Below are 16556 nucleotides of genomic sequence, written 5' to 3' on the forward strand. Positions count from 1 at the left end.
CCCCACTGACAGCCGCCGGGGCCTGTGGACAACTCAGGCGAGGACGACCTCGACGCCCTCTCCTGCCAGGAATGCGAGGAGTTCGTCGAAGGTGGCGGGGCGGCCGACCAGCGGCTGGAGGCCGAGGCTGCGGCGGGCCACCTCGTGGTCGTGCCAGACCAGGGTGAAGGGGAGCTTGGCTCCGAAGCCTCCGCACAGGGCGTCCGCGACACCGTTCATACAGCGTCCGAAGTAGCCGCCCGGGCCGTTGACCGCCTCGCCGAGGGCGCAGAAGAAGCCCTCGGCATCGGTGACGTGTCTCCCGTCGAGGTGGTAGGTGCCTCCCGCGGGCCGGTCGGGGCCCTCTCTGTGTGCCAGGGCGGGGTCCAGCCAGAGCTCACGGCCGGTGCTGTCGAAGGGCGCCCACAGGTTGGGGACGGCCGGACGGCCCTCGCGCCACAGCGACCAGATGCCGGCGACGACGGGCGGCTGGGGGTCCATGCGGACGGTCAGGTCGTACAGGCCCGGCCCGCGTGCCGAGGGCTGCCGGTCGACGACGTGCGGGTGGCCCGCCCGTGAGAGGAGCCCGCCCGACGCGTCCAGGGCGTCCAGGTACCGGTACCCGAGCGGCCGGTCCTCCCTGCCCTCCAGCACGTCCAGCAGTGGTCCGCGCACCTCGCAGCCGAGGAGGCGCACCATGTGCGGCGGAGGCTCTTCGGCGTGCGGCACCTCGGCGAGGTCCTGGAAGTGGCCCAGGAGCCGGTCCTGGCGGTCCGACAGGCTGAAGCCCACGGCTGCGGCGGAGCCCGCCGGGTGGGGCGGCTGGTGATCGGAGCGGACGGCCTCGACGGTGACGTCCTGCCGCGACGCGCCGCGGGCGCGGGTGGTGAGGACCCGGGCGTGCTCCAGGTACCACTCCCGCGTGGGTGCGCCGTCCTCGTGGAGCGGTTGCACCACGAGGAATCCGAGCGCGGCCGGGATCTCGCCCTCCGCGGTAAAGCCGCGCAGCTCGTACCGTCGCCGCACCGGTTCCGGCGGGTCGGCGAACAGGTTCTCCGCGTCCTCGCACAGCGCCCAGAGCTGCTCGTCCTCGTGGTCCTCGTCCTCGCCCCACAGGGCGAAGCGGATGCCGGCCGTCACCGGGAGGCGAAGGGGGCGTCCGTGGGGACGATCTCGCGGCCCAGGGGGAGGAGGGAGAGGGGGACCATCTTGAAGTTGGCGATGCCGAAGGGGATGCCGATGATCGTGACGCAGAGCGCGATGCCGGTGACGATGTGACCGAGGGCCAGCCACCAGCCGGCCAGGACCAGCCACAGGACGTTGCCGACGCAGGACGGCGCGCCCGCGTCGTGGCGTTCGACGGTGGTGTAGCCGAAGGGCCAGAGGGCGTAGAGGGCGATGCGGAAGGCGGCTATCCCGAAGGGGATGCCGATGATGGTGACGCAGAGGATGAGGCCCGCGACGCAGTAGCCGAGGAACAGCCATATGCCGCTGAGCACGAGCCAAATGATGTTGAGGATGGTTTTCACCGGCTGTGTCCTGCCATCTGTTCGAGCCGGGCGATGCGCTCGGCCATCGGCGGGTGGGTCGAGAACATCCTGGAGAGCCCCTGGCCGGGCCGGAAGGGGTTGGCGATCATCATGTGGCTCGCGGTCTCCAGTCGGGGCTCGGGGGGCAGCGGGAGCTGCTTGGTGCCGGCGTCGAGCTTGCGCAGGGCGCTGGCCAGGGCGAGCGGGTCGCCGGTGAGCTGGGCGCCGGAGGCGTCGGCCTCGTATTCGCGCGAGCGGCTGATGGCGAGCTGGATCACGGAGGCGGCCAGGGGGCCGAGGATCATGATCAGCAGCATGCCGAAGATGCCGGGGCCCTCGTCGTCGTTGGAGCGGCCGATCGGGATCAGCCAGGCGAAGTTCACCAGGAACATGATCACGGAGGCGAGTGCTCCGGCGACGGACGAGATGAGGATGTCGCGGTTGTAGACGTGGCTCAGCTCGTGCCCGATGACCCCGCGCAGCTCGCGCTCGTCGAGGATGCGCAGGATGCCCTCGGTGCAGCAGACGGCGGCGTTGCGCGGGTTGCGGCCGGTCGCGAAGGCGTTGGGGGCTTCGGTCGGGGAGATGTAGAGCCGGGGCATGGGCTGGCGCGCGGAGGTGGAGAGCTCGCGGACCATGCGGTAGAGCTCGGGGGCCTCGAACTCGCTGACGGGACGGGCGCGCATCGCGCGTAGAGCCAGCTTGTCGCTGTTCCAGTACGCGTAGGCGTTCGTCCCCAGGGCGACGAGGACGGCGACTATCAGGCCGCCCCGTCCGAAGAAGCTTCCGATGAGGATGATGAGTGCGGACAGCCCGCCGAGGAGTACGGCGGTCTTCAGCCCGTTGTGCCGGCGGTGCACGGTACGCCCTCCAAGTGGTGCGGCAGGGGAGCCCCGTCGTGGATCTGAGGGACTTCGGTCCAGTGGACCCTCCCTTCCTGGTCAACGCGAGGTGGCGGCGTCTGGTTCCCAGGGCAGGGCGGGGCCACCGCCCCCGTGGCACGGGCCGGGGGACGGCGGCGGGCGTTGCTCCGTACGGGTGAGCCCGGCCGGGGGGCGCGGCCGCGGGCGCGGCCGGACGGGCTACAGCGGGAAGAGGCTGCCGGAGGCGAAGCGCAGGACGAGCTGCGGGGCGCCCGAGAGGACCAGGGCGACGACGGCGGTGAGGGCGATCGCGGCCGCGACGGGCCAGGGCGCCTTCGTACGGGCGAACGTGTCCCCGGCGCCCTGCGGCTCCGTCCCCGGCTCCGGGGTGCGGAACAGGAGCGCGGTCCAGCGCAGGTAGTAGTACAGGGCGACGACGACGTTGACGGCCATGAGCACGGCCAGCCAGCCGAGGCCGGCGTCGACGGCCGACCGGAAGACGGCGACCTTGGCGAACAGGCCGATGATGCCCGGCGGCAGTCCGGCCAGGCAGAGCAGGAAGAAGGCCATCGCGAGGGCGGCGGCGGGCCGCTGCGCGTACAGGCCTCGGTAGTCGCTGATCCGGTTCAGCGGCTTCGTACGGGCCACCAGTGCGGCCACGGCGAAGGCGCCGAGGTTCACGGCCGCGTACATGAGCGCGTAGGCGACGGTGGAGCCGATCTGGTCGCGGTCGGTGTACGCGGCCGCGGCGATCGGGACCAGGAGGTAGCCGGCCTGGCCGACGGAGGACCAGGCGAGGAGGCGTACGGCGCTGTGGGCGCGGTCGGCGGACTGGCGCAGGGCGGCGGCGTTGCCGAGGGTCATGGTGAGCGCGGCGAGCACGGCCAGGGCCGGACCCCAGATGTCGGAGTACGCGGGGAAGGCGATCACCGTGACGAGGATGAGGCCGGTGAAGCCGACGGCCTTGCCGATCACCGAGAGGTAGCCGGCGACGGGCAGGGGGGCGCCGACGTAGGTGTCGGGGACCCAGAAGTGGAAGGGGACGGCCGCGGTCTTGAAGGCGAAGCCGACGAGGGTGAGCGCGACACCCGCCATGGCGAGGGTGTCGAGCTGCCCGGGTACCTCTTCGAGCCGTCCCGCGACCTGCGAGAGGTGCAGGGAGCCGGTGGCGGCGTAGACGAAGCTGACGCCCATCAGGGAGACGGCGGTGGCGGTGACCGAGGACAGGAAGAACTTGAGGGCGGCCTCGGAGGAGAGCCGGTCCCCGCGCCGCATGCCGACGAGGGCGAACGCGGGCAGCGAGGCCACTTCGAGGGCGACGATCAGGGTGGCGAGGTCGCGGGAGGCGGGCAGCAGCGCGGCGCCGGCGGCGGAGGAGAGCAGCAGGAACCAGTACTCGCCGGCCGGGGTGCGCGCGTCGCGGACGGCGGTGACCGACAGCAGTGCGGTGACCAGGGCTCCGGCCAGGACCAGGAACTGCACGACGAGCGCGAAGTGGTCCGCGGTGTAGCTGCAGGCGGCCGGGTCGCCGGTGAGGCAGAAGGTGGAGCGGTCGCCGGCGCGCAGCGGGAGCAGGGAGGCGGTCGCGGCGGCCAGGCCGACCACGGAGATCCAGCCGAGGACCGGCTTGCGGGCCTCGGACATGAACAGGTCGGCGACGAGGGCGAACACGGCGACGGCGGCGGTGATGACCACGGGCGCGATCGCGAGCCAGTCGACGGACTGGACGAGGCTGGGGGTGGCGGCGGCGAGGACCGTCGTGGCCGTCATGCGTTGCCTCCTGCGAGGAGCTTCTGTACGGCCGGGTCGGTGAGGCCGAGGAGGACCGCCGGCCACAGGCCGGCGAGGACGGTGAGGGCGACGAGCGGGGTCCAGGCGGCGAACTCGTAGCGCTGGACGTCGGCGACGGTGATCTCGGGTCCGGCCTTCGGGTCGCCCATGCAGACGCGCCGTACGACGATCAGCAGGTAGGCGGCGGTGAGCAGGGTGCCGAACGCGCCGACGGCCATGTAGGTGAGGAAGGCCGGGCGGGAGAGCCCCTCGGCGGGGTCGAAGGCTCCGAAGAGGGCGAGCATCTCGCCCCAGAAGCCGGCCAGGCCGGGCAGGCCGAGGGAGGCGACGGCGGCGAAGGCGAGGAGCGCGCCGAGGCGGGGGGCGCGGCCGTAGAGGGCCGCGCCGGTGGCTCCGGCGAGGGTGTCGAGGTCGCTGCTGCCGTAGCGGTCCTTGAGGGCGCCGACGACGAAGAAGAGGAGGCCGGTGATCAGGCCGTGGGCGATGTTGGCGAAGAGGGCGCCGTTGACCCCGGTGGGGGTCATGGAGGCGATGCCGAGGAGGACGAAGCCCATGTGGCCGACGGAGGAGTACGCGATGAGGCGCTTGAGGTCGCCCTTGCCGTTCTTGCGGGTCAGCGCGAGGCAGGCGAGGGATCCGTAGACGATGCCGACGGCGGCGAAGGCGCCGAGGTAGGGGGCGAAGGTGTGCATGCCGTCGGGGGTGACGGGCAGCAGGATGCGGACGAAGCCGTAGGTGCCCATCTTCAGCATGACGCCGGCGAGGAGTACGGAGCCGACGGTGGGGGCGGCGGTGTGGGCGTCGGGCAGCCAGGTGTGCAGCGGCCACATCGGGGTCTTCACGGCGAGGCCGATGCCGATGGCGAGGACGGCCAGGAGCTGGGTGGTGTGGCTCAGTCCGCGGCCGTTGTCAGAGGCGAGTGCCACCATGTCGAAAGTGCCGCTGTTCAGGCCGATGAGCAGCAGCCCGAGCAGCATGACCACGGAGCCGAGCAGCGTGTAGAGGATGAACTTCCAGGCGGCGGCCTGCCGCTGGGCACCGCCCCAGCGGGCGATGAGGAAGTACATCGGGATGAGGACCATCTCGAAGGCGAGGAAGAAGAGCATCAGGTCGAGGACGGCGAAGGTCGCGAGGGTGCCGGACTCGAGTACGAGGAGCAGTGCGACGAAGGCCTTCGCGGAGGGGCCTTCGGGGAGCTTGAAGTAGCTGTACACCGCGCAGAGGAAGAACAGCAGCGCGGTCATCAGGAGGAGGGGGAGCGAGATGCCGTCGATGCCGAGGTGGATCCGGATGTTCAGCGCCTGGATCCAGCTGATGTCCGTCGTCGCCTGGAAGCGGGACGGGGCGTCGTGGTCGAAGCCCAGGGTGAGGGCGACGGCCGCGGCGAGGACGACCGCGGTGACGGTGACGCCGTGGCGGAGCACGGCCTGTTCGGGGCTCTTGCCCTTCAGTCCGGGCGGGGCCGGCAGGAGGGCCGCGACGGCGCCGAGGAGCGGTGCGGCCACGGTGAACGCCAGGAGGAACTGCATCACGGACGGGCTGATATCGATCACGGCTGACTCTCGGCTCACGATCCGGCGTTGACGTTGGCGAGGACGGCGGTGGCGATGGCCAGGACCACGGCGCCGGCGAGCAGGGCGCTCAGGTAGCTCTGCACGTTGCCGGTCTGGGCCCGGCGTACGAGGCTGCCGAGCAGCCGGGGGCCGGTGCCCGCGCCGCGGACGTACGTGTCGACGACCTCGCGGTCGAGGAAGCGGACGAGGCCCGCGGCCGCCCGGGTGGGGCGGACGAAGAGCCGGTCGTAGACGGCGTCGAGGTGGAAGCCGTCGGCGGCGTGGCGGTGCAGCGGGCCGAGGAGTGCCCGGCCGGGGTCGGCCGCGGGGGTGGCCGGGACGGCGGGGTGGTCGTGGGTCACCTCGGCCACCTCGGGGGTCTCGGCTGCGGATTCGGCGGCGGCGACGGAGGCGGGCACGGCGGCTCCGCCCGGGATGCCGGCGGCGGCGCGGGCGGTGGCCCGCTGCCAGAGGCCGTAGGTGAGCACGATGCCGATGAGCGCGGCGCCGGTGCCGAGGACCGAGGTGGTCACGGACGGGGTGAGTTCCTCGCCGTCGAACCAGTCGGCGAGGGGGCCGGCGGCGAGGCCGAAGGCGGTCGAGGGGACCGCCAGCAGCCACAGCACGCCGGTCATGGCGACGGGTTCCCTGCCGTGGTCGGGGGCGGCGGCGCCGCGGCCCCGGAAGGCCATGAGCCACAGGCGGGTGGCGTAGGCGGCGGTGAGCAGGGCGGTGAGCACTCCGGCGGTGAGGACGATCCAGCCGGCCGCGCCGGGCGCGAGGTCGGAGTGTCCGCCGGCGGCGTGCTCGGCGGCGACGAGGACGGCTTCCTTGGAGAAGAAACCGGCGAAGGGCGGGATGGCGGCGAGCGCGAGCAGCGCGACCGTCATCGTCCAGAAGGCGTCGGGGATGCGCTTGGCCAGGCCGTCCATCCGGGACATGGCGGCCAGGGAGTTCGTTCCGGCGGCGTGGATGATGACGCCCGCGCCGAGGAAGAGGAGCGCCTTGAAGGCGCCGTGGGACAGGAGGTGGAAGACGGCGGCGCCGCGGTCGCCGACGGCGAGGGCGCCGGTCATGTAGCCGAGCTGGCCGACCGTGGAGTAGGCGAGGACGCGCTTGATGTCGTCCTGGGCCAGGGCCGCGAGGCCGGAGCCGACCATCGTGACGGCGGCCATGACGGCCATGACCACGAGGGCGGCCCGGGAGGCCGTGAAGACCGGCAGCAGGCGGGCGATGAAGTACACGCCGGCGGCGACCATCGTCGCGGCGTGGATCAGCGCGGAGACCGGGGTGGGGCCGGCCATGGCGTCGGGGAGCCAGGTGTGCAGCGGGAACTGCGCGGACTTGCCTGCGACGCCGGCGAGCAGGAGCAGTGCGATGAGCGTCGGGTGGTCGAGTCCGCCGGCAGCGACCGTGCCGAGGATCTTGGTGATCCGGAAGGAGCCGGCGTCGGCGGCGAGCGCGAACAGTCCGATGAGGAAGGGGACGTCGCCGAGCTTGGTGACCAGGAAGGCCTTGAGGGAGGCGGAGCGGGCTGCTTCGGTCTCCCAGTAGTGGCCGACGAGGAAGTACGAGCAGATGCCCATGATCTCCCAGCCGACCAGCAGCACCATCAGGTCGCCGGAGTAGACGACGAGCAGCATGGCGGAGGTGAACAGGGAGACGAGGGCGGCGTAGGACGGGTAGCGCGGGTCCTCGCGCAGGTAGGCCGTCGAGTAGAGCTGGACGCAGGTGGCGACGACCCCGACGAGGGCGGCGACCAGTACGGCGAAGCCGTCCAGGTGGAGCGACAGCTCGATCGGCACCGAGCCGGTCGGGGTGAGCTCGGTCGCGGTGTCGATGGCCGGGCCGCCTCCGTGGCGGACGGCGACGAGCACGGCGAGGACGGCGGCGGCCAGCGTCGGCAGGACGGCGAGCGGCCTGACGAAGCCGGGGGCGGTGCGGCCCAGGAGCAGGCCGGCGAGGGCGCCGAGGAAGGGGAGGACGGGGACGAGGACCGCGAGGGTCGTGGTGCTCACGCGGCGACCTCCGGCCGGGCAGTGACGGCAGTGGTGTCATCGGGCCGGCCGGGCTCGTGGCCCTCGGCGGTGTCGCGCAGCTTGTCGACGTCCGAGGTGCCGCGGTTGCGGTACACCATCAGCACGATGGCGAGGCCGATGCCGATCTCGGCGGCGGCGATGGCGATGGTGAAGAGGGTGAGGGCCTGGCCGGCGTGCAGGGTGTCGCGCAGCCAGACGTCGAAGGCCACCAGGTTGAGGTTGACGGCGTTGAGCATCAGCTCGACGGACATCAGGACCAGGATGGCGTTGCGGCGGGCGAGCACTCCGTAGAGGCCGGTGGCGAAGAGGAGGGCGGCGAGGACCGCGGGGTAGGCGAGGTGCATCAGCTCTGTCCCTCCTGGCCGGCCGCGCGGGCGGCGGCGTCGGCCGCGTCGGCGGCGTCCTCGGCGGGGGTGTTGCGGCGGGAGAGCACGATGGCGCCGATCAGGGCGGCGAGGAGGAGCACGGAGAGCGCCTCGAAGGGCAGCACCCAGTGCTGGAAGAGGATCTCTCCGGAGACCTTGGTGGAGCCCCGGGCGGGTCCGTCGAGGTCGATCCAGGTGGTGCGGAAGGCGTCGGCGACGACCCAGACGAGCGCGGCCCCGGCGGCGCCGGCGACGCCGAGGGCGACCCAGCGGTTGCCGGAGTCGGCGTCCGGGGAGCGGCCGATGGGGGCCTTGGTGAGCATCAGCCCGAAGAGGAGGAGGACGACCACGGAGCCGAGGTAGATCAGGACCTGGACCCAGGCGATGAACTCGGCGGTCAGCAGCAGGTACTCGACGGCGATCCCGCCGAGTGCGACGACCAGCCAGAGGGCGGCGTGCACGAGCTGCTTGGTGGTGACCGTGATGACGGCCGCGCCGAGGGTGGCGATGCCGACGAGGAGGAAGGCGATCTCCACACCGGTCGGCGAGAGGAAGCCGGGGCCGGGCGCGGGGGCGCCGGCGGCCACGGCGGCTGCGAGGTGGGCGGGGTGGGCGGGGTACATCAGGCGGTGCCTCCCGCCGGGGTGTCGGGGGTGCCGTCGGCGGGCGGGGCCGCTTCGGCCTGGGCCGCGGCGGCCGCCGCGGCGGCGGCAGCGGCGGTGGCTTCGGCCTTCTCCACGGCCTTGCGGGCGGCGGCGATCTCCTTGGGCTCCTCCGCCGCGGGGTCGAGGGCGGGCGGGGCCGGCACGGTCCACATCCACTCGCGCAGCTTGTCGCGCTCGTGGGTGAGCTCGTGGATGTCGGTCTCCGCGTACTCGAACTCCGGCGACCAGAAGAGGGCGTCGAAGGGACACACCTCGATGCAGATGCCGCAGTACATGCAGAGGGAGAAGTCGATGGCGAAGCGGTCGAGGACGTTGCGGCTGCGCTCGCGGCCGCCGGGGGTGGCGGCGGGCACCGTCTCCTTGTGGGAGTCGATGTAGATGCACCAGTCGGGGCACTCGCGGGCGCACAGCATGCAGACCGTGCAGTTCTCCTCGAACAGGCCGATGACCCCGCGGCTGCGGGGCGGGAGCTCGGGCTGCACCTCGGGGTACTGGGCGGTGTGCGCGCGCTTGGTCATCGTGCGCAGGGTGACGGCCAGGCCCTTGGCGAGGCCGGATCCGGGAATCGGGGGCATTACTGGATCGCCACCTTCACGATGCCGGTGAGCGCGATCTGGGCGAGCGCGAGCGGGATGAGTACGGTCCAGGCGAGCTTCTGGAGCTGGTCCTCGCGCAGGCGCGGGTAGCTCACCCGGAGCCAGATGACGACGAAGGCGAGGACGGCGGTCTTGAGGAGGGTCCAGAACCAGCCGAGGCCGTCACCGCCGAAGGGGCCGTGCCAGCCGCCGAGGAAGAGGACGGTGGTGAGGGCGCACAGGACGACGATGCCTGCGTACTCGGCGAGCAGGAACAGCGCGAAGCGCAGGCCGGTGTACTCGGTGTACGCACCGAAGATGATCTCTGAGTCGGCGACGGGCATGTCGAACGGGGGCCGCTGGAGTTCGGCGAGGCCGGCGGTGAAGAAGACGACCGCGCCGATGATCTGCCAGGGCAGCCACCACCACTCGAAGGCGCCGACGATGCCGGGCAGGGACACGGTCCCGGCGGCCATCGCGACGGACGCGGCGGCGAGCAGCATGGGGAGCTCGTACGCGAGCAGCTGGGCCGCGGTGCGCAGGCCGCCGAGCAGGGAGAACTTGTTCGCGGAGGCCCAGCCGCCCATGAGGCTGCCGAGCACGCCGACGCCCATGACGGCGAGTGCGTAGAAGAGGCCGGCGTCGATGACCTGGCCGATCCAGCTGTCGCCCGGGCCGATGGGGATGGCGATGAGGACGAGGAGGTACGGCAGCAGCGCGACGGCGGGGGCGAGCTGGAAGATCCGCCGGTCGGCGTTGGCCGGGACGATGTCCTCCTTCTGCGCGAACTTCACGCCGTCGGCGACGAGCTGGGCCCAGCCGTGGAAGCCGCCGGCGTACATGGGGCCGAGGCGGCCCTGCATGTGCGCCATCACCTTGTGCTCGGTCTGCCCGATGACGAGCGGGAGCACGAGGAAGACGGCGAAGACGACGATCAGTCGCAGGGCGACGTCGAGGACGTCGTTCACGCGTCGCCTCCGGTGGTGTCGGTTTCGGGTTCGGCCTCGGGCCTGGGCCTGGGCTTGGGTTCGGCCTCGGGGGCCGGGGGCTCCTCGAAGGCGGGCTTCGGGTTGTGCCAGGGCGCGTCGGCGCTCCGCGGTGCCGGGCGCCTGGGAGCCTCCGGCTCCGGCGCCGTTGCCGTTGCCGTTGCCGTTGCCGTTGCCTCCGGCGGGGTGTCCGGGGCCGGGGGCGTCTGGCTCGCCGAGCCGTCGGAGGCGGAGCGGGTGCGCCGGGCGGGGCGCGGGGTCTCGGGGGCCTCAGCCGGGGAGTCGGGGGTGCCCGGCTCCGGCGGGGCCGCCTGGCTGGCCGAGCCGTCGGAGGCCGAGCGGGTGCGGCGGGGCGGGCGGGCGGGGCCGGGGGCGGCAGCCGGGGGCACCGGCGCGCCGGTCTCCGGGGTGCCGGGCTCGTCGGCCGTCTCCGGGGCGTCCGCGGCCGGGGTCGCCTGGCTGGCCGAGCCGTCCGTCACCGAGCGGGTGCGGCGCGGTGGGCGCGGGGTCTCCGGTGCGTCCGCCGGGGTCGTCTGGCTCGCCGAGCCGTCCGTCACCGAGCGGGTGCGACGGGGCGGGCGCGGGGCGTCCGGGGTGTCGTCGGGCGTGGTCTGGGTGGCCGAGCCCTCCGCCACCGAGCGCGTGCGGCGCACCGGGGCGCCCTCGCGCGGGGCGCGGGCCGGGCCGGCGCCGGCGGCGCGGGGGGCGCGGGCCGGGCGGCTGGGGGCCGGGGGCAGCTGGCCCTTGAGCGGGCCCCAGTCGTTCGGGTCCGGCACGCCGGGCGGGAGCATCTGGCGGCGCTTCGGCGCGTCCGGGTCGTGCGCCTCGCCCGGCTCCTTGGCCCCGGGCCACGCCTTGGCGACGCGCGCCGCCAGGACGAAGTCCTTGCGCAGCGGGTGTCCCTCGAAGTTCTCGGGGAGGAGCAGGTGGACGAGGTTCGGGTGGTCCGTGAAGGTGACCCCGAACATCTCGAAGGTCTCCCGCTCGTGCCATTCCGCGCCCGCGTACACGGCGACGGCCGACGGCAGCGAGGGCGCCGAGTGCGGGACGGTCGTGCGCAGCAGCAGCCGGCGTACGCGGTGGTTCTCCAGGGAGACGACGTGCGCGCAGACGCGGAAGCCCGTACCGGGCTCGTCGACGGCGCTCAGCCAGTCGAAGTAGGTGCAGCCCAGCTTGTCGCGGGCGATCTCCAGCGCGGAGATCCAGGAGCCGACGGGGACGTCGACGGTGAGGAGCTCGTACGCGGACGAGGCCACGGCCTCGGCGCCGAAGACCGTGCCGGCCGCTTCGGGGAGGGAGTCGTAGAGGTTCACGCGCCGGCCCCCGGTGCGGGCGGCGCCGCGACGAGGCCGCTGGTGAGCTGGGCGACGGAGGGCGATGCCGCGTAGCGGTCCGCGAGGGACTCCCGGGCGATCTTCTCCTGGAGCTTGAGGATGCCCTGGAGGAGGGCCTCCGGGCGGGGCGGGCAGCCCGGCACGTAGACGTCGACCGGAATGATCTGGTCCACGCCCTTGGTGACGGAGTACGAGTCCCAGTACGGGCCGCCGCAGTTGGAGCAGGCGCCGAAGGAGATGACGTACTTCGGCTCGGGCATCTGCTCGTACAGGCGCCGGACGGCCGGGGCCATCTTGTCCGTCACCGTGCCCGAGACGATCATCAGGTCGGCCTGGCGCGGGCCCGGCGCGAACGGAATGACACCCAGGCGGATGAAGTCGTGTCGGGCCATCGACGCCGCGATGAACTCGATAGCGCAGCAGGCGAGGCCGAAGTTGAAGACCCACAGGCTGTAGCGGCGGCCCCAGTTCAGGACCACCTTCATGGGTTCGGGGGCGAGGCGGGAGAGCACGCCCAGCCTCTTCGGCTCCGGCAGCAGCTGGGGCTCCGGGGTGACGGCCGGTGTCACGTCCATTCGAGGACGCCCTTCTTGTACGCGTAGAGCAGGCCGACGGCCAGGAACCCCAGGAAGATGAACATCTCGACCAGGGTCGTGGCGCCGTAACCGGCGGCGGCGAACACCGTCGCCCACGGGAAGAGGAAGATCGAGTCGACGGCGAAGATGACGTACAGGAACGCGTAGACGTAGTAGCGGACCTGGGTGTGCGCCCAGCCCTCGCCCACGGGGTCCACGCCGCACTCGTACGTCAGCAGCTTCTCGGGGGTCGGGACCACGGGCCGCAGCAGGCGGCCGGCGCCGAAGGCCACGGCGACGAAGAGCACGCCGAGGACCGCGAGCAGGCCGACGACCGAATAGCTCCGGAAGTAGTCCGCTGCGATCACGGTTGCTGTCGATACCGTTGGGTCGGGCACGTCCGTTCCTCGCTCCTCGGCCACTGTCGACGATCAGGTTGATCTGGTACGGCAGGGAGTCTAGGGCCTGGGCTGTGCAGGGTGGGGTTACCCCCCGTTCACTGGCGCCTGGCTGCCCCATGGCGTCGGCGGGGCGGAATTGGCAGGCTGAGCCGCATGACCGCGAACGATCAAGCTTCGGCTCCCCCTCCCGTACGCCCCGCTTTCGACGCGGCCACGTGGAAGGAGCTCGCCTACCTCCTGAGCAACCTGCCGGTGGCGTTGATCGGATTTGTTTACACGGTTTTCATGATTGCGACGGCGGGCGGCCTGTCCGTGACCGCGATCGGACTTCCGCTGCTCGCGTGCGGTCTCCTCGGCTCGCGGCAGCTCGGAAAGCTCGAACGCGCGCGGGCGCGGGCCCTGCTCGGCGTACGGGTGGACGAGCCGACCCCGCTGCCCCCGCCGTACCGGGCCGGTGGGTTCTTCCCCTGGCTGTGGGCCGGGATCAAGGACCCGGTGGGCTGGCGGACCGTCCTGTACGAACTGGTCCGGCTGCCGTGGGGGGTGCTGACCTTCAGTATCGCGCTGCCCGGCCTGATCGTGCTGTGGCCGGTGCTGCCGTACCTGGCGCGCGCCCTCGCGAACGTGGACCGCGCGATGGTACGGGGCCTGCTGTCGCCCTCCGACGAGCTGGAGCGGCGCATCGCGGAGCTGGAGTCGGGGCGCGGGGTGGTCGTGGACACGGCGGCCGCCGACCTGCGGCGGATCGAGCGCGACCTGCACGACGGGGCGCAGGCCCGGCTGGTGGCGCTGGCCATGGGGCTGGGGCTGGCGAAGGAGAAGCTGCTGGAGGACCCGGAGGGCGCGGCGGCGATGGTCGACGAAGCGCACGGCGAGGTGAAGCTGGCCCTCCAGGAGCTGCGGGACCTCGCGCGGGGCATCCACCCGGCGGTGCTGACCGACCGGGGGCTCGACGCGGCGCTGTCGTCGGTGGCCTCGCGGTGCCTGGTGCCGGTGAAGGTGCACGTGGAGCTGGCGGAGCGGCCGGCCGAGGCGATCGAGGGGATCGCGTACTTCGTGGTGTCGGAGCTGCTGCAGAACGTCAGCAAGCACGCGGGGGCGACGGCCCGCGGTGCGAGCGTCGAGGTGTGGCGGGAGGGGGCGCGGCTGCTGCTGCGGGTCGCGGACGACGGGCGCGGCGGAGCGGACGTCTCCGGCGGGAGCGGGCTGGCGGGGCTCGCGGAGCGGCTGCGGGCGGTGGACGGGGTGTTCGTGGTGGATTCCCCCGAGGGGGAGGGGACCGTGGTCACCGCCGAGCTTCCTTGGCGCGGGCGGGGTTAGCGGCGGGGGTGGGGTTAACCCCAGGGGGGAGACGCCGACCTGCCGCATGGTTCGGGCAGAGGGGTGGGCGGCAGGGTTGAGGGGTCAAGGGACGAGCTGAAGGGCGGGGCGGGATCATGGGCAACGGCAAGTGCATCGGCCGGGCGGTGCTGCGGGCGCCGGTGGCGGCGCAGACCTGGCGCGAGTTCGCGTACCTCCTGGTGGGCCTGCCGCTGAGCACCCTGTACTTCTCGCTCGCCGTCACCGGCGTGTCCATCGGGGCCGGGCTGCTCGTGACGTTCGTCGGGGTGCCGGTACTGGCCGGGGTGCTGGCCATGTGCCGGGGCTTCGGGCGGGTGGAGCGGGCCCGGGTGCGCGGGATGCTGCGCGTGCCGGTCGCCGATCCGGCGCCGGTCCGGGCGGCGAAGGACGGGGCGGTGGCCCGGGTCGGGGCGCTGCTCAAGAGCGGCAGCGCCTGGCGCCACGTGCTGTACTCCGTGGTCCACCTGCCCTGGGCGGTGTTCACCTTCTCGACGGCGCTCACGCTGTGGACCGCCGGCTGGAGCATGCTGCTGTACCCGCTGTGGTTCTGGGTCTTCCCGGCCTTCACCGACCTGCCGGGGCTGCCGGTCCTCCAGAACGACGACTACGCCTTCTACCTGGACTCCCCCGTCACGGTGATCGGCTCCTCCGTCATCGGGCTGGGCCTGACGCTGGCCACCCCGTGGGTGCTGCGGGCGCTGACCACCGCCGACCGGGTGCTGGTCAGCGGGCTGCTCGGCCGGTCCCGCCTGGACGACCGGGTCATGGAGCTGGAGTCCGACCGCGGGGCGGTCGTGGACACCGCGGCGGCCGACCTGCGGCGGATCGAGCGCGACCTGCACGACGGGGCGCAGGCCCGGCTGGTGGCGCTGGCCATGGACCTGGGCCTGGCGAAGGAGAAGCTGGCCGAGGATCCGCGGGCCGCGGCCCGGATGGTGGACGAGGCGCACGGCGAGGTGAAGATCGCCCTCCAGGAGCTGCGGGACCTCGCGCGGGGCATCCACCCGGCGGTGCTGACCGACCGGGGGCTCGACGCGGCGCTGTCGTCGGTGGCCTCGCGGTGCCGGGTTCCGGTGCGGGTGGAGGTGGACCTCCCGGCCCGGCCGGCGGCGGCGATCGAGGGCATCGCGTACTTCACGGTCTCCGAGCTGCTGCAGAACGTCAGCAAGCACGCGGGGGCGACGGCGCGGGGCGCGAGCGTCGAGGTGTGGAAGTCGGGGAACCGGCTGCTGATCCGCGTCGCGGACGACGGGCGGGGCGGAGCGGATGCCTCCGGCGGGAGCGGGCTGGCGGGGCTCGCGGAGCGGCTGGACGCGGTGGACGGGGTGTTCGTGGTCGATTCCCCCGAGGGGGAGGGGACGGTGGTCACGGCGGAGCTGCCGTGGCGGGCCTGACGCTTCCCTGGCCGGGCCGGTTGGGTGGGGTGCGGGTGGGCGGAGGTGGGGCGGTCCGGGTGCGGGTGGGTGGGTGGGGTGCCGCTGCGCGGGCCGGTCCCCTACCCGCCCTTCCTCCGTTCCCCGGGCTCCGCCCCGGACCCCGCGCCTCAAGCGCCGGCGGGGCTGGAGGGTGCCGGTCAGGGCTGGAGGGCCCGGCTTGATTTGGCCATGTCTGCTCGCCTTGGCCGGGATCCGCCCCCGGGGGCTCGTCCGGCTGGGATGCTTGGCCCTGCCAAGTGGTCGACGAGTGGACGCGGGAGCTGCGGGAACGTGGAAGACAGGGTGCGGGTCGTCATCGCCGAGGATTCAGTGCTGCTCCGTGAGGGCCTGACCCGGCTGCTGACCGACCGGGGGCATGACGTCGTGGCCGGCGTCGGGGACGCGGAAGCCCTGATCAAGACGGTGGCGGACCTGGCGGCCGAGGGGGCGCTGCCCGACGTGGTGGTGGCGGACGTGCGGATGCCGCCGACGCACACCGACGAGGGCGTACGGGCGGCCGTGCGGCTGCGCCGGGACTACCCCGGCATCGGCGTGCTCGTGCTGTCGCAGTACGTGGAGGAGCAGTACGCCACCGAACTGCTGGCCGGTTCCAGTACCGGCGTGGGGTACCTGCTGAAGGACCGCGTGGCCGAGGTGCGGGAGTTCCTCGACGCCGTCGTCCGCGTCGCGCGGGGCGGGACGGCCCTGGACCCCGAGGTCGTGGCACAGCTGCTCGGCCGGAGCCGGAAGCAGGACGTCCTCGCCGGTCTGACCCCGCGCGAGCGCGAGGTACTGGGCCTGATGGCTGAAGGACGCACGAATTCCGCTGTAGCCAAGCAGCTCGTGGTGAGCGATGGGGCCGTGGAGAAGCACGTCAGCAATATCTTCATGAAGCTGGGTTTGTCCCCGAGTGACGGGGATCACCGGCGTGTACTGGCGGTCCTCACCTATCTGAGGTCTTGATTAACTGACAATCTGTCAGGTAAGGCGCGCCGTTCCGGGGCGTCACGGCGACCGCCGGGTGATTTGGAATATTTCGAGTTGTGCACGACGTCTGTCGGACAGACTGCCCCGCGAGGGGCGGTCCAGAATGCGGGCGACCCAGGGCCGGACGACCTCACGGACGTAGGGTTGGTTCTGGGAAC

General features: G+C 72.8%; 16 protein-coding genes. 3 read left to right on the forward strand and 13 right to left on the reverse strand.

Features of this window, described 5'->3' with window-relative positions:
• Nucleotides 1–33 precede the first annotated feature (33 nt).
• The 13 genes from OG553_RS13520 to OG553_RS13580 all read right to left on the reverse strand — a co-directional run bounded on the left by OG553_RS13520 (nucleotide 34) and on the right by OG553_RS13580 (nucleotide 12652).
• Entirely contained in the window at nucleotides 34–1119 is a 1086-nt protein-coding gene (locus OG553_RS13520) for a hypothetical protein (protein WP_405979213.1), read from the reverse strand.
• On the reverse strand, nucleotides 1116–1508 hold the full coding sequence (locus OG553_RS13525; protein WP_405979214.1) for a YccF domain-containing protein: 393 nt from the start codon (nucleotides 1506–1508) through the stop codon (nucleotides 1116–1118). Before OG553_RS13525 ends, OG553_RS13520 begins: the two co-directional genes overlap by 4 nt.
• Nucleotides 1505–2368, reverse strand: a complete 864-nt coding sequence (gene htpX / locus OG553_RS13530; RefSeq protein WP_405979215.1) for a zinc metalloprotease HtpX — start codon at nucleotides 2366–2368, stop codon at nucleotides 1505–1507. The genes OG553_RS13525 and htpX overlap by 4 nt, the downstream gene beginning before the upstream one ends.
• A 222-nt stretch (nucleotides 2369–2590) precedes the next feature.
• Complete coding sequence (locus OG553_RS13535) at nucleotides 2591–4141, reverse strand: NADH-quinone oxidoreductase subunit N (RefSeq protein ID WP_405979216.1); 1551 nt, start codon at nucleotides 4139–4141, stop codon at nucleotides 2591–2593.
• Nucleotides 4138–5691 carry a NuoM family protein gene (locus OG553_RS13540; protein WP_405983031.1) on the reverse strand — a complete coding sequence of 518 codons (1554 nt, stop codon included), beginning with the start codon at nucleotides 5689–5691 and terminating at the stop codon, nucleotides 4138–4140. The genes OG553_RS13535 and OG553_RS13540 overlap by 4 nt, the downstream gene beginning before the upstream one ends.
• 38 nt (nucleotides 5692–5729) lie before the next feature.
• The gene (locus OG553_RS13545; RefSeq protein ID WP_405979217.1) at nucleotides 5730–7733 is read right to left on the reverse strand and encodes an NADH-quinone oxidoreductase subunit L; all 2004 of its coding nucleotides are present in this window, start codon (nucleotides 7731–7733) and stop codon (nucleotides 5730–5732) included.
• The gene (nuoK, locus tag OG553_RS13550) at nucleotides 7730–8098 is read right to left on the reverse strand and encodes an NADH-quinone oxidoreductase subunit NuoK (protein WP_405979218.1); all 369 of its coding nucleotides are present in this window, start codon (nucleotides 8096–8098) and stop codon (nucleotides 7730–7732) included. The genes OG553_RS13545 and nuoK overlap by 4 nt, the downstream gene beginning before the upstream one ends.
• A complete protein-coding gene (locus OG553_RS13555) occupies nucleotides 8098–8742 on the reverse strand; it encodes an NADH-quinone oxidoreductase subunit J (protein WP_405979219.1) in 645 nt (214 codons plus the stop codon). Before OG553_RS13555 ends, nuoK begins: the two co-directional genes overlap by 1 nt.
• Complete coding sequence (locus OG553_RS13560; protein WP_405979220.1) at nucleotides 8742–9359, reverse strand: NuoI/complex I 23 kDa subunit family protein; 618 nt, start codon at nucleotides 9357–9359, stop codon at nucleotides 8742–8744. Before OG553_RS13560 ends, OG553_RS13555 begins: the two co-directional genes overlap by 1 nt.
• Nucleotides 9359–10327, reverse strand: coding sequence for a complex I subunit 1 family protein (locus tag OG553_RS13565; RefSeq protein WP_125817884.1), 969 nt, complete (start codon nucleotides 10325–10327; stop codon nucleotides 9359–9361). The genes OG553_RS13560 and OG553_RS13565 overlap by 1 nt, the downstream gene beginning before the upstream one ends.
• Nucleotides 10324–11658: an NADH-quinone oxidoreductase subunit C gene (locus tag OG553_RS13570; RefSeq protein WP_405979221.1), complete on the reverse strand. Its 1335-nt coding sequence runs from the start codon at nucleotides 11656–11658 to the stop codon at nucleotides 10324–10326. Before OG553_RS13570 ends, OG553_RS13565 begins: the two co-directional genes overlap by 4 nt.
• Nucleotides 11655–12254, reverse strand: coding sequence for an NADH-quinone oxidoreductase subunit B (locus OG553_RS13575; RefSeq protein ID WP_405979222.1), 600 nt, complete (start codon nucleotides 12252–12254; stop codon nucleotides 11655–11657). The genes OG553_RS13570 and OG553_RS13575 overlap by 4 nt, the downstream gene beginning before the upstream one ends.
• Nucleotides 12245–12652, reverse strand: a complete 408-nt coding sequence (locus OG553_RS13580) for an NADH-quinone oxidoreductase subunit A (RefSeq protein WP_267033263.1) — start codon at nucleotides 12650–12652, stop codon at nucleotides 12245–12247. The genes OG553_RS13575 and OG553_RS13580 overlap by 10 nt, the downstream gene beginning before the upstream one ends.
• A gap of 156 nt (nucleotides 12653–12808) precedes the next feature.
• Here OG553_RS13580 and OG553_RS13585 point away from each other — a divergent pair, with 156 nt between their 5' ends.
• From OG553_RS13585 to OG553_RS13595, 3 genes are all read left to right on the forward strand, one after another.
• Nucleotides 12809–13975 carry a sensor histidine kinase gene (locus tag OG553_RS13585; protein ID WP_405979223.1) on the forward strand — a complete coding sequence of 389 codons (1167 nt, stop codon included), beginning with the start codon at nucleotides 12809–12811 and terminating at the stop codon, nucleotides 13973–13975.
• Between the two features lie 116 nt (nucleotides 13976–14091).
• On the forward strand, nucleotides 14092–15390 hold the full coding sequence (locus OG553_RS13590; protein WP_405979224.1) for a sensor histidine kinase: 1299 nt from the start codon (nucleotides 14092–14094) through the stop codon (nucleotides 15388–15390).
• Nucleotides 15391–15714: 324 nt separating this feature from the next.
• Nucleotides 15715–16374 (forward strand): response regulator transcription factor, encoded by a 660-nt coding sequence (locus tag OG553_RS13595; protein WP_125595319.1) that lies wholly within the window; start codon nucleotides 15715–15717, stop codon nucleotides 16372–16374.
• The last annotated feature ends 182 nt before the right edge of the window (nucleotides 16375–16556 follow it).

The organism is Streptomyces sp. NBC_00158, from assembly GCF_045160885.1.
Lineage (GTDB): Bacteria > Actinomycetota > Actinomycetes > Streptomycetales > Streptomycetaceae > Streptomyces.